Origin of the sequence: Pseudomonas sp. SMN5 (assembly GCF_052041925.1) — a bacterium.
Lineage (GTDB): Bacteria > Pseudomonadota > Gammaproteobacteria > Pseudomonadales > Pseudomonadaceae > Aquipseudomonas.
Map to the genome: position 1 here is coordinate 21,121 of NZ_JBKGGX010000039.1, position 14,085 is coordinate 35,205.

The 14,085-nt window shown below is 61.3% G+C and carries 17 protein-coding genes; 5 read left to right on the plus strand and 12 right to left on the minus strand.

All coding sequences use genetic code 11. From position 1 onward, the window contains the following. Positions 1 to 38 precede the first annotated feature (38 nt). From ACLEJR_RS25700 to soxR, 10 genes are all read right to left on the minus strand, one after another. Positions 39 to 941 (minus strand): metal ABC transporter solute-binding protein, Zn/Mn family, encoded by a 903-nt coding sequence (locus ACLEJR_RS25700; RefSeq protein WP_440817430.1) that lies wholly within the window; start codon positions 939 to 941, stop codon positions 39 to 41. Further along, complete coding sequence (locus ACLEJR_RS25705) at positions 942 to 1,841, minus strand: metal ABC transporter permease (RefSeq protein ID WP_440793994.1); 900 nt, start codon at positions 1,839 to 1,841, stop codon at positions 942 to 944. Further along, a complete protein-coding gene (locus ACLEJR_RS25710) occupies positions 1,841 to 2,593 on the minus strand; it encodes a metal ABC transporter ATP-binding protein (protein WP_440817433.1) in 753 nt (250 codons plus the stop codon). Before ACLEJR_RS25710 ends, ACLEJR_RS25705 begins: the two co-directional genes overlap by 1 nt. Further along, the gene (locus tag ACLEJR_RS25715) at positions 2,590 to 3,519 is read right to left on the minus strand and encodes a metal ABC transporter solute-binding protein, Zn/Mn family (RefSeq protein WP_440817435.1); all 930 of its coding nucleotides are present in this window, start codon (positions 3,517 to 3,519) and stop codon (positions 2,590 to 2,592) included. The genes ACLEJR_RS25710 and ACLEJR_RS25715 overlap by 4 nt, the downstream gene beginning before the upstream one ends. Positions 3,520 to 3,553: 34 nt before the next feature. Next, on the minus strand, positions 3,554 to 4,129 hold the full coding sequence (locus tag ACLEJR_RS25720) for a DUF6162 family protein (protein WP_440817437.1): 576 nt from the start codon (positions 4,127 to 4,129) through the stop codon (positions 3,554 to 3,556). Continuing rightward, entirely contained in the window at positions 4,126 to 4,452 is a 327-nt protein-coding gene (locus ACLEJR_RS25725) for a hypothetical protein (protein WP_440793986.1), read from the minus strand. The genes ACLEJR_RS25720 and ACLEJR_RS25725 overlap by 4 nt, the downstream gene beginning before the upstream one ends. Continuing rightward, entirely contained in the window at positions 4,449 to 4,991 is a 543-nt protein-coding gene (locus ACLEJR_RS25730) for a thiamine pyrophosphate-binding protein (RefSeq protein ID WP_440793984.1), read from the minus strand. Before ACLEJR_RS25730 ends, ACLEJR_RS25725 begins: the two co-directional genes overlap by 4 nt. Beyond that, entirely contained in the window at positions 4,988 to 6,202 is a 1,215-nt protein-coding gene (locus ACLEJR_RS25735; RefSeq protein ID WP_440817439.1) for a PepSY-associated TM helix domain-containing protein, read from the minus strand. Before ACLEJR_RS25735 ends, ACLEJR_RS25730 begins: the two co-directional genes overlap by 4 nt. 314 nt (positions 6,203 to 6,516) lie before the next feature. Further along, positions 6,517 to 6,975, minus strand: a complete 459-nt coding sequence (locus tag ACLEJR_RS25740; RefSeq protein ID WP_245139278.1) for a VOC family protein — start codon at positions 6,973 to 6,975, stop codon at positions 6,517 to 6,519. A 104-nt stretch (positions 6,976 to 7,079) separates the two neighbouring features. Then, positions 7,080 to 7,532: a redox-sensitive transcriptional activator SoxR gene (soxR, locus tag ACLEJR_RS25745; RefSeq protein WP_440817442.1), complete on the minus strand. Its 453-nt coding sequence runs from the start codon at positions 7,530 to 7,532 to the stop codon at positions 7,080 to 7,082. 95 nt (positions 7,533 to 7,627) lie between these two features. Here soxR and ACLEJR_RS25750 point away from each other — a divergent pair, with 95 nt between their 5' ends. The 5 genes from ACLEJR_RS25750 (at position 7,628) to ACLEJR_RS25770 (ending at position 12,271) form a co-directional block, all read left to right on the plus strand. Further along, on the plus strand, positions 7,628 to 7,993 hold the full coding sequence (locus ACLEJR_RS25750) for an antibiotic biosynthesis monooxygenase (RefSeq protein ID WP_440817445.1): 366 nt from the start codon (positions 7,628 to 7,630) through the stop codon (positions 7,991 to 7,993). 115 nt (positions 7,994 to 8,108) lie between these two features. Then, a complete protein-coding gene (locus ACLEJR_RS25755; protein WP_440817447.1) occupies positions 8,109 to 8,375 on the plus strand; it encodes a hypothetical protein in 267 nt (88 codons plus the stop codon). Between the two features lie 101 nt (positions 8,376 to 8,476). After that, positions 8,477 to 9,091: a LysE family translocator gene (locus tag ACLEJR_RS25760; protein ID WP_440817450.1), complete on the plus strand. Its 615-nt coding sequence runs from the start codon at positions 8,477 to 8,479 to the stop codon at positions 9,089 to 9,091. A 159-nt stretch (positions 9,092 to 9,250) separates the two neighbouring features. Then, positions 9,251 to 10,417, plus strand: coding sequence for a cysteine desulfurase family protein (locus ACLEJR_RS25765; RefSeq protein WP_440817453.1), 1,167 nt, complete (start codon positions 9,251 to 9,253; stop codon positions 10,415 to 10,417). A 45-nt stretch (positions 10,418 to 10,462) separates the two neighbouring features. Further along, entirely contained in the window at positions 10,463 to 12,271 is a 1,809-nt protein-coding gene (locus ACLEJR_RS25770; protein ID WP_440817455.1) for an aminopeptidase P family protein, read from the plus strand. Positions 12,272 to 12,518: 247 nt separating this feature from the next. Here the strand turns inward: ACLEJR_RS25770 and ACLEJR_RS25775 are convergent, their stop codons facing one another. Together ACLEJR_RS25775 and rhtA are read right to left on the minus strand one after the other, a co-directional pair. Beyond that, positions 12,519 to 12,800 carry a hypothetical protein gene (locus tag ACLEJR_RS25775; RefSeq protein WP_014337379.1) on the minus strand — a complete coding sequence of 94 codons (282 nt, stop codon included), beginning with the start codon at positions 12,798 to 12,800 and terminating at the stop codon, positions 12,519 to 12,521. Positions 12,801 to 12,967: 167 nt separating this feature from the next. Then, entirely contained in the window at positions 12,968 to 13,855 is an 888-nt protein-coding gene (rhtA, locus tag ACLEJR_RS25780; RefSeq protein WP_440817458.1) for a threonine/homoserine exporter RhtA, read from the minus strand. Between the last annotated feature and the right edge of the window lie 230 nt (positions 13,856 to 14,085).

Sequence of the window (14,085 nt, forward strand, 5' to 3'; positions counted from 1 at the left end):
TCATCGCGAGCAGGCTCGCTCCCACAGGAGGGTGTGTTTCAGGCGGCGGTCAGTGCGGTGACGATCTGTTTCACATTGCTCTCCAATTCCGCCACCGGATCGGCTGCATCGGTGCTCAGTACCAGCAACCGGCTGCCGCTTTCGGTGATTGCGGCTTTCAGTGCGTCCGAAGGTTGGCGATGGTGCAGCACCAGCGCGACGTCGTGTTCCTTTAATGTGGCGGTCAGTTGTTGGAGGGCTTCGGGTGTCCACTCGGCGTCGGGACGGGCGTCGGTGCTGATGCCGTCCAGGTTGAGCCCGCTGATCAGGTAGCCGAAGTGTTCGCTCAGGCTGACCACGCTCAAGTTGTCGGCAGTGGCGAGTTGCTTTTCGCTGTCGGCGCTGAGTTTGAGCAGGCGTTGCTTGAGCGCCGCCAGGTTGGCGTCGACCTTGGGCTTGGCGGACGGGGCCAGGCGCACCAGGTCGGCCGCAATTACATCCGCCATCCGCCCCAGGTTATGGCTGGCCATCCACGGCTGGCTCGCCAGGCCGTCGGCCATGCCCGGTTGCAGGGCGATGCCGGGCAGGGCGCCGTCCACCGGGCGTGCGGCATCCACTTCGACAATGCGGATATTGCTGCGCCGGGCCATGGGGTACAGCGGATCATCCGGCCATAGCGAGCGCAGGCCAATCACCGCGTCGGCCTCGGCGGCCAGCTTGCCCAGGGCCGACGCACCGCGACCGCTGAAATAAGCGCTCTGGCGGGTGCCCGGCAGGTTGGCCGGTGCTGCCCGTTCCAGGCTGACGTCGGTGTCCTTGAGCAGGATTTCACTCAAGCCATAGGTGACCGGCAGCGAGGCCAGTAGACGCACCGGGCGATTGCCATCGGTGGCGAACGAAGGGCTACTCAGCACGCCGCACAGGGCCACGACCGAAGCCAGTTGTCGCAATGAAAAAACCATTTATCCAAGATTCCCTTTGAGACTGGGTACGACCCCGCGTGCGATGGCCGCGAGGGCAAAGGCGATACCGGCCACCAGAATGATTGCGGCACCGGACGGGATCGGCAGGTCGAACACGATCGGCGCGAGAATTCCGCACAAAGTGCTCACGGTGGCGATCAACACCGAACACCAGAAAAAACCTTTCAATGACTGGCTGAGCAGGCGCGCCGCCGCAGCCGGAATCACCAGCAGCGCACCCACCAGGATTGCGCCGATGACTTTCACCGCCGCCACGGTGATCAACGTCACCAGGACCACGAACAGATAGTCCAGGGTTTTCACCGCCACCCCGCGCACTGCCGCCAGTTGCGGATTGAAGCTGGCGAGCATGATGCGGTTGTACAGCGGCAACGCCAGGGCCATCACCAGCGAACCGACCACCGCCAGCACCAGCAGGTCGTCGCCGTTGACCGTCAGCACCGAGCCAAACAGCACGTTTTCCAGGATGTGCACATTGATCTTGCCCGCCAGGATCAGCAAAAGGCTGGCGCCCAAAGCCAGGGACACCGAAAGAAACACACCAATCAGCGTGTCCGGTGCCAGGCCAGTGCGGTTGCGCAGGTAATTGAGCAGGATGCCGAACAGCAGGCAGTAGCCGAACAGGCTGCCGTACGGCCCGGTATAGGGTTCGCCCAGCAGGATGCCGATGGCCACGCCGGTCAGCGCCGCATGCCCCACCGCCTCGGAAAAAAACGCAAACCGCTTGACCACCACCAGCGTGCCGAGGCCGCCCAGTACCGGGCCGATCAACAGTCCGGCCAGCAATGCGTTGACTACGAACCCGTAGGCCAGCGCCTCGGGCAGATAACCGGACGAGGCCCAGCCCTGGATCATCAGGCGAAATGTTTCATAGCTCATCAGGCTGCGCTCCCGTTCGTCCGTGGATGGGTAGAGAACAACGACAGCAAGCGCTCCGGAGTCAGCGTCTGGCGCGGCGCGCCGTCGAACAGCACCCGGCGGTTCAGGCCGGTGACACGATCCGCCAGGCGTCCGACGGCCTCCAGGTCATGTTCGATCCACAGCACGGTGATTCCGGCGTGGCGCCAGTCCTGCAGCAGGCGCCCGAACACCTGGATGCCGGCCTCGTCCAGCGCCGACATCGGTTCGTCCAGCACCAGCAATCGGGGGGACGGAATCAAACCTTGGGCCAGCAGCACCCGTTGGCGCTCACCGCCCGACAGAGCACCCATGCGCCGCTTGCGTTTGTCCTGCATGCCGACCCGTTCCAAAGCCTCGCCGATGGCGCCCGCGTACTGCTTGCTAAGGCCAAGAAACGCCGGCCGCCGCTGACACATCGCCCCCATGAAATCATCCACGGTCATGGGCAGGCCCCGGTCGAACTCCAGCGCCTGGGGCACGTAACCGACCACACCGGGCTCGCCCGGCCATTGCAGGCTCAATCGCCCCTGGTGCGGCGTCTGCCCGAGCAAGGTCTTGATCAGCGAACTCTTGCCACCGCCGTTGGGGCCCACCAGTGCGTGGACGCTACCGGGTTCCACCTGGAACGTTACGTTGTCGAGAATGGTGGTGCGGCCCAGGGTCAGGTTGACGCCGGCAAACTCGATCGAAGGTCCGGTGGCCTGCCGGGTGAGGGTTTGCTGGATGGTCATGCGCCGGACTCCTGGATCGCCCGGACCACGGTGTCGAGGTTGCCGGTCATTTCCTTTTCGTACTTTTCGGCGCTGTAGTCGCCGTAGGAAATGTGTGACAGCGGGTAGAGCTTCACCCCCGACTCACGCTGGATCGTGTCGACGTAGGTGGACGGAAAATCCATCTCCGAGAAGATCACTTTCACATCCAGCTCCCGCAGTTGGTCGATGGTTTTCTTTAACTGACTGGGGCTCGGTTCGATGCCGTGGGCCGGTTCCACCACGGCGGTGACCTCCAGGCCGAATTCGCGCAACAGATAGTCGTAGGCGGCATGCACCGTGGCGACCCGCAGCTCGGCATTGGGCGCCTGGGTCAGTTTCGCCAGGGCGGCGGCGCGCATCTGCCGCAGGCGCTTGCCGTAGGCACGGGCGTTCTGGGTGTAGGCCTTGGCGTTATCCGGGTCGAGCTTGCCCAGCTCGCGAGCGATGTTGTTGACCTGGGCGATGGAGGCACTGATGGACAGGAACGTGTGCGGATTCACCACCTTGCCCGCGCCGCGAGCGGCGGTGCCGGTGGCGGCCAGCAAGGGGACGTTCTCGTTGGCTTCGATGACTTTTACATTTGGGGTTTCGCTGGCGGCGATCATGCGGTCGGCAAAATCGTCGTGCCCCACGCCGTTGAGCACGATCACATCGAGCCCACCGATGCGTTTGATGTCTTCGGCTCGGGGCTCGTAGGCATGGGGGTTGAAACCGGCCGGGATCAGCGGCACCACCTCGGCCTTGTCGCCGACGATGTTCGCCACGTAGCTGTAATACGGATGCAGGGTGATGCCGATGCGCAGGCGCTTGGCGGTTTCGGCACTGGCCTGGGTGGTGAACAGGCAGGCCAGGAGGCTGACCAGCAGCAGGCGCAGCAGAGGGCGGCGTTGAGGTGCAATAGACATGGGCGCAGGAGCTTCTCTTGAATAAAGCGTGGGTTCAGTGGCGGTGCTGGCGGGTGACGCCCGCATCGAACTGCGCGACGATCTGCTGCCAGCCGGCGGCGGACAACGCGGCATCGTCCAGTGCATTGGGGACGGCAATGGCGGTGCTACGGTTAAGCCAGATGTCCGGTGCTGCGTCGGACGCTTCGCTGACACGCATCAGAAACGAACCGGCGATGGACGGCTCTGCACTGTTTCCGAAGTAGGCTTTTTCCTGAAGCAACTGCCAGCTGTGTCCGCCGCGGCTGGTGGCGCTGGCATCCTGCGCGAATGGGGCAAAGCCTTCGTCAGCCAGCGTTTGCGGGGTGGGCAGGACCTGTTGCTCTTGGCGCAGCAGGTGGATTTCATCCAGGGTCACCCGCAGGTCCGCATAGATACCTTGTTCGGCGGCGCCCAGATCGCGACGTGCGTCGAGTTGGTTCGAGGCCAGGTGAGCGGTGTCTTCGGCTTCGCCATGCCAGGCCACCACTGTGCCGCAGACCAGCACGATGACCAGGCACAGCAGCAGTACATAAAGGGTTTCATGACCGGCACCGGCGGGCCGGATGACTTGGGTGGTGGGGCTGTTCATGGGGCCTCGATGTCGGCTTGGTCGATTTCCACCACGTGGCCGGGGCCGGCGTCGAAGAGTACGTAGAATTCGGCGTTGGGCTTCTTGAAGGTCAGCGTCGAGTCGGCGCCGAGCTTGCCGGGCACCAGGATGGTTTCGTCGTAGCCGATCACGTCCAGGGTCACGCCGGGCGCGCCGCTGCCGTCGGAAAATCCTCCGGTGCATTGGATCTGCTCGGCATCGATGGCCTTGCATTGACACATCGGGTTGTGCGCCAGGGCGCTTGTGCTGAGACCGGCGCAGAGCAGCAGCGCCACGCTATTGAAGAAGGCGCGGGAGATCATGGTCGGGGTCCTTGGTTATTCAGCCAGTCGACGGTGGCCGGCGAGGCTTGACTGAGGGGGATGGAAGCCTGGTGCATCGAGCCGTCCCAGCCTTCAAGGGTTATCCACAGCTCGGCGTCGGATGGGGTCTTTTGTGGGACAGGCAGCAGCGCGCCCATGCGATAGGGCGAGCCGAAGAAAATCACCCCGGCGGCCCGCAGGCTGCGGGGCTTGCCGATGCGCAGGTAGGTGGCTTTGACCTCACCGATGCAGCGTTGGCAAAGGGCGGCGTTGAAGTGCTTCATATACCCGGCCGGGCCCTGCTGGCGCGGGGCTTCGTTGCGAAACTCGGCCAGGCGCAGGCTCCATGGCCCCACCTGGACCTCGCCGATCTGGCGCTCCCCGAGCCCGGCGTCGCCGCGAAACAATGCTGCTTCGGAGAAATATTTGGGCATGAAGCCCAGGGGGATCAGCAACAGCAGCACGTTGAGGTGAAAGCGCCATTTGTGCCAGAACTGGCCCAGGCGGGACGGTGACGAGGCGGTGTTGGACGCGTTCACAGGCTGCCCTCCGATGATTCGCGCTGGATGGACGGCTGCAGTGGCCGGGCAATCCGGGTTTCACGGACGGGTTTCTGGCTGCGCTTGAAGGCATTGGCGGTGGCCAACGCCGTGCGCTTGGTCCAGATCAGCAAGCCGCTGAGGACCATCATGCTCAGCAGCAAACCAAAGAAAAACCAGATGAGTTTGATCCACAAGCCGCCGAAATCCCCGGTGTGCAGCGGGCGCATGGATTCGGTGACGAACTCTAGTGCCGTGCGGTCCGACAGTAGCCGTGAAGCGGCCACGTCACCGTTGTAGGGATTAATGGTGGCGGTCTGGAACATCAGCGGATACCAACCGCGCCCGCCGATTTGCAGATGGCTATAGGCATTGCCGGGCAGGCTGACGAAGCTCGCCTCCAACCCCGGGATACGTTGCTGGGCGATATCGATGGCCCGATCCAGGTTCAGGGTGGGCGGCGCAGTGCCATCGGCCGACACGGGAACGCTCTCGCGGGCAACCACTGGAATGACTGGCTCGCTGGAGATGGAAATCTGGTTATCGGCCAGCAAGGCCTGGATCAGGAACCAGGTGCCGGTGATGGAAATGACCGCGATGAACCAGATCGACCAGATGCCGCTGAGCCGATGAAAATCGCCCCAGAATATCCGCGCACCGTGGCGAATCCGCAGGGTAGGGCGCAGGAAGCCTTTCCAGAAACGTTTGTAGACCACCAGCCCGGTGATCAGTGATGCCAGTAGGGGCAGTCCGAGGAGCGACACCAGGTACCAGCCCCAGCTGTAGCCGTTGGTGAACGGCACCAACCACCAGCCATGCAGGGCCCGGGTGAAGGCCTGGAAGTTGAAGGTCGGCGCCGAGCCCTGGATGACGCCGCTGTAGGGATTGACGTAGACCGTGTCGGGGCGGCCGTCGGGGTAGGTCACGCCGACCTCCAGGGCAAAGTGGGACTCGTCCGGACGGACAACGCTTTGCACCTGGATTTGCGGCTGGGCTTGCCTGATCGCGGCAATGACCTGGTCGTAGCTGAGCAGCGGCGCGTCGTCCGACGGCTTGCTGGCGCGCATTTCCGGGTTGGCCAGCCAGACGATCTCCTGGCTGACGACCGCCAGGGTGCCGGTGACGCACACGATGAGCACGAAGAACCAGATGGGTAACGCCAGCCAGCTATGGACCAGGAACCAGAGTTTGGAGCGGGACTTCTTCGACATGATTGAAGGTCTTGATTCGATGAAGGGACCTGTATTACGGGCTTCGCAATACCGTGAACCCTGGAAAGACAGGCCGTGGCTTTTGCCGACGTGGCCTGCTGCATCTAATTAAGACGAACGAGAGGCGAAAATCCCGAAGGGAAAGATGAAAGAAAATGTTTCGCGTTTACCCATTTTCTTTTGTGGCGAGGGAGCATGCTCCCGCTAAGGCGCGTAGCGGCTCTGGATTTCGAACCCAGGCGATGGAAGCCATTGGGGCTGCTCCGCATCCCAGCGGGAGCAAGCTCCCTCGCCACGATGGTTTCATGGGCCGGTTAGCCCTGTTGAAACATTTCCCTGGCCCGCTGCTCGATCTGTTCCTGAGTCAGGTCTTCCTTGTGTGTGGCCAGGAACCACACGTGCCCATACGGATCTTTCAAAGTGCCGGTCCGATCGCCATAAAACTGGTCCTTGACCTCGGAAATGACCGTGCCGCCGGCCGCGATCGCCTGGGCATAGGCGCTGTCCACGTCTTCGACATATAGATGCAGGCCCACCGATGGCGAGGTGTCCGGGTTGCTCAATGGGCCTTGATCGCACGGCGTGCCGAGCATGATCGGGAAACCGTTGATCCGCAGTTCAGCATGGCCGACGCCGCCGTCGGGCATGGCCAGGCGCATGACCTCGGTGGCATTGAAGGCTTTCTTGTAGAAGTCGATGGCTTCGGCAGCTTTCTGAATGCCCAGGTAGGGTGTGATGTTGTGGAAACCTTCGGGAATGGCTTTGACGCCCATGACGTTTCTCCTTGTTGTTATGGGAGGCGAAGAGTGTCTTCGTCCATTTGCGTCCTCCACTATAGGTCAGGTGCCCTGTATCGGTCCGCGCGCCGACGAACGTCCTAAGGCTCGTCCAACAGGTGAGCCCCAGGTCCGCGTTCGCCCAGCACGTCGCCCTGGTTACGCAGCGGACAGGTTTGCATCGACAGGCAACCGCAGCCGATGCAACCGTTGAGCCGATCGCGCAGGGCCATTAACCGATTGATGCGTTCGTCCAGCTCCCGGCTCCATTGCGTCGACAAGCTCGCCCAGTCGGCGGCCGTTGGGGCGCGGTTGTCCGGCAGGGTTTTCAGCGCCTCGCCGATTTCCGCCAAGGGAATGCCCAAGCGCTGGGCGACCTTGATCAGTGCCACCCGGCGCAACACACCCCGTGGATAACGCCGTTGGTTACCCTGGTTACGCGTGCTCTGGATCAGTCCCTTGGATTCGTAGAAGTGCAACGCCGTGACCGCCACGCCGCTGCGGGCGGCCACTTGGCCAACGGTAAGCTCCTTGTGGACATCGATCTGTGCCATCGCTGCATTCACCGCTTGACCTTGACTTAACTAGAGGTTTTACCCTGCACGCTTTCGGATCGCAAGATCCGTCTTACTGGCATCGGGGATTCTTCATGCAATCGTCAAGGAACAATCGCAGCTTCACCCAGTTGATGGAGTTCGACATCGAGCCTCAATGGCAACAGGCATTGGTCACGGCCCTGTCGGAGCAGAATGAACGCCTTGCCCGGGATCACCAGGGTTTTCTGAGCGCCAGTATCCAGGTCAGCGAAGACGGACGGCGGGTGCTCAATTACTTGCAATGGCACACCCGCGAGTCGGGCGAAGCGGCTTTGCGCAGCTTTGAAAACGGCCAGCAGGATTTTTGGCGGTTGCTTCAGGTCCACCGGGCCAAAGCCGTGACGTTTGGTTCGTTCCAGGTGCTGCGCAACATCGAGCGCAGCCCGGACGACGCGTTGCACTGCCAGTTGGTCTATTAAGCGCAACGGCTGATACAAGTCGCCAATACCCACTATCGAAAGGGTTGATTTCTGCCGTGCCGTGCCGGCGGGTAGCCTTTGTTCATCGCCCCACTTCAGGACAAGGACACTCGCCATGAACCGTATCTTCGCTGTTTTACTGCTGTTGACCGCCACCGTATTGAGCGGCTGCGTCAGCTCTTCTCCTGAGCTGCGCCCCTACACTGCCGACGAAGCCCGCGAGTTGGCCCTCGAAGCCTTGAATCGTCGCGGCTTGTCCTTTGATGAGTACCACGCCAAGAAAGTCGAATTGCTCGGGACTGCCGAGAAGAACGTCGGTTTCGACGATCGTGGCCAAATGAGCGCCGAACAGGTCGTACCACAACCCGGCCGTTCGAGCTGAAGGACTGTACCGCTCGAAGTTTTGCCTAACTGTCCATGGGTTTGCGCCGGGACGTCGGGTAGGGTCGTGACTTGACCGACCGCCTCGATGGATTACCCGTCATGAACCTCTCGCTCGACCTTTTGCTGGGCTTTGCCCTGTTTGCCCTGGTGACATCGATTACGCCTGGCCCGAACAACACCATGTTGCTGGCCTCGGGGGTGAATTTCGGTTTCAACCGCACCATCCCGCATATGCTGGGCATTACCTGCGGCTTCTTTTCCCTGGTGCTGGCGGTGGGTCTTGGCCTGGGCGCGGTCTTCCAGACCTACCCGTTTCTCTACACTGCGCTGCGCTATATCGGCGCTGCGTACTTGCTGTACCTGGCGTGGAAAATCGCCCACTCCGGCCCGGTCGGTGATAGCCAGCCCGGGGACCATGCGCCGATCAGCTATTGGGGCGCGGCGGCGTTCCAGTGGGTCAATCCCAAGGCGTGGATCATGGCTATTGGTGCCATCAGCACTTACACGCCGCTCCAGGGTTATTTCGTGAATGTAGTGGTGATCGCGGCAGTGTTTGCGCTGATCAACCTGCCAAGTGTCAGCCTGTGGGTCGTCTGCGGCACGCTGTTGCGCAACCTGTTGCGTGATCGTCGCTGGTTGCGGTTGTTCAACTGGGGCATGGCGTTGTTGCTGGTCGCCTCGTTGTACCCGTTGTTGCTCGAAAGCATCAAGTGAGGGCTGAGCTTCGACGCGATGCCTGCTAAGCTCGCTGTTCAGGAGCGTTCCTACGCACTTTTAAACGAAGTTCGACTTCTTTAAGGTCTTCGATCAGGTCATGCCAGTCTCGAACTCAACGAGGGCACCTGGTCCCGGAGCAGGCTCTGCGAGTATCCCATGAATAAACGTCCTTTATATTTCGACTACGCCGCCACCACGCCGGTGGATGAGCGGGTCATCCAGGTCATGGTCGAGTGTCTGGGCTTTGACGGCAATTTCGGCAACCCGGCGTCCAGCTCCCATGCCTTTGGCCAGGAGGCGCGACGCTCGGTGGAGCGCGCTCGCCAGCAGGTGGCGCAATTGGTCGGCGCTCAGGCAGGGGAAATTGTCTGGACCTCCGGCGCCACCGAGTCCAATAACCTGGCCCTCAAAGGCGTGGCCCAGGCGCGCAATGGCTCCGGTGGGCATGTCATTACCAGCCTGATCGAACACAAGGCGATTCTCGATACGGCCCGTCAGCTTGAGGAAAGTGGCGTTGCGGTGACCTGGCTGGCGCCGGATGACCAAGGCCTGATCAGTCCACAAGCGGTTCGCGAGGCCCTGCGTGAGGATACAATCCTGGTGTCGCTGATGTTGGTGAACAACGAATTGGGCACTGTCAATGATGTGCCCGCCATCGGTGAAATCGTTCGCCGGCACGGTGCGCTGTTCCATGTGGATGCCGCCCAAGGCGCTGGAAAGGTGAAGATCGACCTGGCCCGATGGCCGGTAGACCTGATGTCTTTTTCCGCCCACAAGATCTACGGCCCCAAGGGGATCGGAGCGCTTTACGTTGGCGAGCGAGCCCGGCCACGGCTGTCGGCGCAGATTCATGGCGGCGGTCATGAAGGCGGCTTGCGCTCCGGAACCCTGGCAACCCACCAGATCGCGGCCATGGGCGCCGCCTTCGAACTCGCCGCCCAGGCCTTCGATGATGAACTCGCTAAAATCGCCCGGTTGCGCAATCGTTTGCTGGAGCCACTGCTGGCACTGCCTGGGGTGTGTATAAATGGTTGTGCGACGCGACGGATTCCTCATACCTTGAGCCTCACGTTTCACGACGGTGAGTTCAACCCGGCGGCATTGGGCGCTTCGATTGCATTTTCCGCGACTTCGGCTTGCAATTCGGCGCACAACACCCCGTCGCATGTATTGCTGGCCCTGGGGCTCGGCGCACGAGCGGCGGAGCGGACCATTCGTTTGAGTTTGGGCCGCTTCACGACCGAACAGGATATCGATGAGGCGGTGCGCTTGATCAAGGCGGCGTGTACTACCGCGCCGGCGTTTTGGGCGACTACCTCTTAGGCCGAGTGTTCTCGGCATACAACAAAATAATCAGCAGGAGAAATGATGAGCACCGAGCCTTTGACCCATGGACTGGTTCCCCAACGCCTGGCCCGTATCCGTCAACTGATGAGTCGCGAGGGTATCCATGCGCTGCTGGTGCCGTCAGCCGACCCGCACCTGTCGGAATACCTACCGGGGTATTGGCAGGGCCGGCAATGGCTGTCGGGTTTCCATGGCTCGGTGGGGACGTTGATCGTGACTGGCGACTTTGCCGGTGTCTGGGCCGACAGCCGCTACTGGGAACAGGCCACCAAGGAGTTGGAGGGCAGCGGCATCGAGTTGGTCAAGCTCATTCCAGGCCAGCCCGGCCCACTGGACTGGCTTGCTGAACAAACCCCTGAGGGGGGCGTGGTCGCGGTCGACGGTGCGGTCATGGCGGTGGCGTCTGCCCGAACCCTGCGCGGCAAACTGCAAGAGCGGGGCGCACGGTTGCGTACCGACATCGATCTGCTCCAGGAAGTCTGGACCGACCGCCCGAGCCTGCCAGATCAGCCGGTCTATGCGCACCAGGCGCCCCAAGCCACCGTCAACCGGACCGAAAAGATCGCCAAATTGCGCGAAGTTCTCAAGGAGCGCGGCGCCGATTGGCATTTCATCGCCACGCTGGATGACATCGCCTGGCTGTTCAACTTGCGCGGCGCGGACGTTTCGTTCAACCCGGTATTTGTCTCCTTTGCCTTGATCAATCAACAGCAGGCGACGTTGTTCGTGGCCCTGGACAAGGTTGACGCTGCGCTGCGTGGCGTCCTCCAACAGGACGGTGTGACCCTGCGTGACTACAACGAAGCGGCCGCGGCTTTACGCGAAGTGCCGGGCGGTGCAAGTTTGTTGGTGGATCCGGCGCGGGTCACGGTGGGTTTGCTGGATAACCTGGACAGTGGCGTGAAACTGGTGGAAGGGCTCAACCCGACGACGCTGGCCAAGTCGCGCAAAAGCCTGGCCGACGCCGAGCATATCCGTCGCGCCATGGAGCAGGACGGCGCCGCGCTTTGTGAATTTTTCGCCTGGCTGGAAAGCGCCTGGGGCCGCGAGCGCATCACCGAGCTGACCATCGATGAGCACCTGACCGCGGCCCGCATGCGTCGACCTGATTTTGTGTCCCTGAGCTTCAATACCATCGCCGCATTCAATGCCAACGGCGCGATGCCGCATTACCATGCCACCGAAGAGGCCCATGCGGTCATCGAAGGCGATGGTTTGTTATTGATCGATTCCGGTGGCCAATACCTCGGCGGCACCACGGACATCACCCGGATGGTGCCGGTGGGAACACCTACCGCCGAGCAGAAGCGTGATTGCACTCGCGTGCTCAAAGGGGTGATTGCGTTGTCTCGGGCCCGATTCCCTCGGGGAATCCTCTCGCCATTGCTCGATGCCATCGCTCGCGCACCGATCTGGGCCGAGCAAGTGGATTACGGGCATGGCACCGGCCATGGCGTAGGGTATTTCCTCAACGTCCACGAAGGTCCGCAGGTGATTGCCTATCAGGCCGTCGCTGCGCCGCAGACGGCAATGCAAGCGGGCATGATCACCTCCATCGAGCCGGGCACTTATCGTCCCGGCCGCTGGGGCGTGCGGATCGAGAACCTGGTGTTGAATCGTGAGGCGGGAAGCAGCGAGTTCGGCGAGTTCCTGGAGTTCGAAACCCTGACCTTATGCCCGATCGATACCCGCTGCCTTGAACCCTCGCTGCTGACCCAGGACGAAAAGGACTGGTTCAATGCCTACCACGCCGAGGTTCAACGTCGATTGAGCCCGTTGTTGGATGGCGCCGCCCTGCAATGGCTGAACCAGCGGACCGCAGCCATTTGACCATGGAGCAGGCCAGGGCTTCACGGACGAAGTCCAGCCGGTCTGGCCGAAATACAGTCACCAACGAACACGCTCGGCGCGCCGTACACCGCGCGCTGTATGAGTCAGTGCCTGTGCATGAGTCACGTCGAGCAACCTGAGGCGCGATGCGCATTGCCTGTACTGGGGACCCAACGTGACGTGCTCAAATCCAACCAAGACGAGATCCGTCGCCGAATGGTTGAGCAGCCGTCCGATCAAACGTGCCCTATTTGCAGATGACGATCATGCTGCGGCTGGTATAGCCGGCTGGGTTGAGCCCAAAGGGATAATCCCCGGGCTCCTCGACGGCATCACCGGATTTGGCGATGACTTTGTAGCCCTTGGGGGCGCATGAGTTGGCGGCGCTGGCGGCGCACTGGTCCCAAGATGAGGACAGGCCTGAGCAGTTGATGTGAAGGCCTTTTTTACCGCGTTTGACCTCGGTTTTCGATGTCGCTGCGCAGCCTGCAACAGCAAGTACGGCGATCAGTATCAAAATTCGTTTCATTCCCATCCTTATAACCGTCGTGGATCTTACGTCCACGTACGATTGTGCTCGCTCTTGCTTGAAGCGTTCATGACGTCCTGTATGAAAAATCCATGTCTGCCATTGGGTTACCGACCTAAACATGGCCTAAATGCGTGGCAATTACCAGACCTTCGTTAAATCCTGCTTCAATCTGCCGCGACGGCGGGCTTCACAGCGTTGCCCATGGTCAGCGTTGCGCCTACCGATGCCAGGATAATGCAGAAAATGGCGGACCATTGGGCGAATGACAGGTACTCCTGAAGAAACACCAGGCCGGACAGTGCACCGATGGCAGGTTCGATACTCATCAGGGTTCCGAAGGTACGGGCTGGCATCCGGGTCAGGGCAATCATTTCCAGGGTATAGGGCAGGGCGGTAGACAGGATGGCGACGCCAATCGCAACAGGGATCAGGCTGGGTGTGAGCAACGCAGATCCCGCGTGGATGATTCCGATGGGGGCGATGAATAGGGCGGCGATCATGACCCCCAAGGCGGCGGTTTGTACCCCATTGTCCGCACCGGCCTTCTGCCCAAACAGGATGTATAGCGCCCAGCAGACTCCAGCGCCCAGCGCATAACCTGCACCGGCCAGGTCGAGGCCGGCACTGGTGGCGCCGGTAGGAATCAATAGAATCAGGCCAATCACGGCCAGGGCAATCCACAGAAAGTCGATCGCCCTGCGCGAAGCATAAATGGCGACCGCCAGGGGGCCTGTGAATTCGAGCGCCACCGCGACCCCCAGCGGAATGGTGCGCAGTGCCATGTAGAACAGAAAGTTCATGCCCCCTAATGCTATTCCGTAGACGATTACGGTGCGCAGGGACTGGGCTGTCAGCCTGGCACGCCAGGGGCGCAGCAGTAAGAGCATGATGATGCTAGCGAAGATCAGCCGTAGCGTTGTGGTGCCTTGCGGCCCTACAACGGGAAACATGCTTTTCGCGAGGGACGCGCCTGACTGGATGGAGGCCATGGCTATTATTAGCAGGGCAACCGGGTACAACGAGGAGGCCAGGCTGCGATGTGGGGAATTCATTACGCGGAGTCGTCCAGAAATGCAGATTGAGTTGAGCAGTATATTGCTCATATGCAGCGCTTCCGTCTATATGACGGCAGGAATTCAAGCCCCTACTTCGCCATCTGATAGAAAAACAAAATTAAGGGTTGACGGCAGATTTCAGGTGTCTATAATTCGCCCCACTTCCGGCGCAGTCTAAACGGAAAACTCCTTGAGATTCAATGAGTTACTTGGTTTCGATGGCAGCC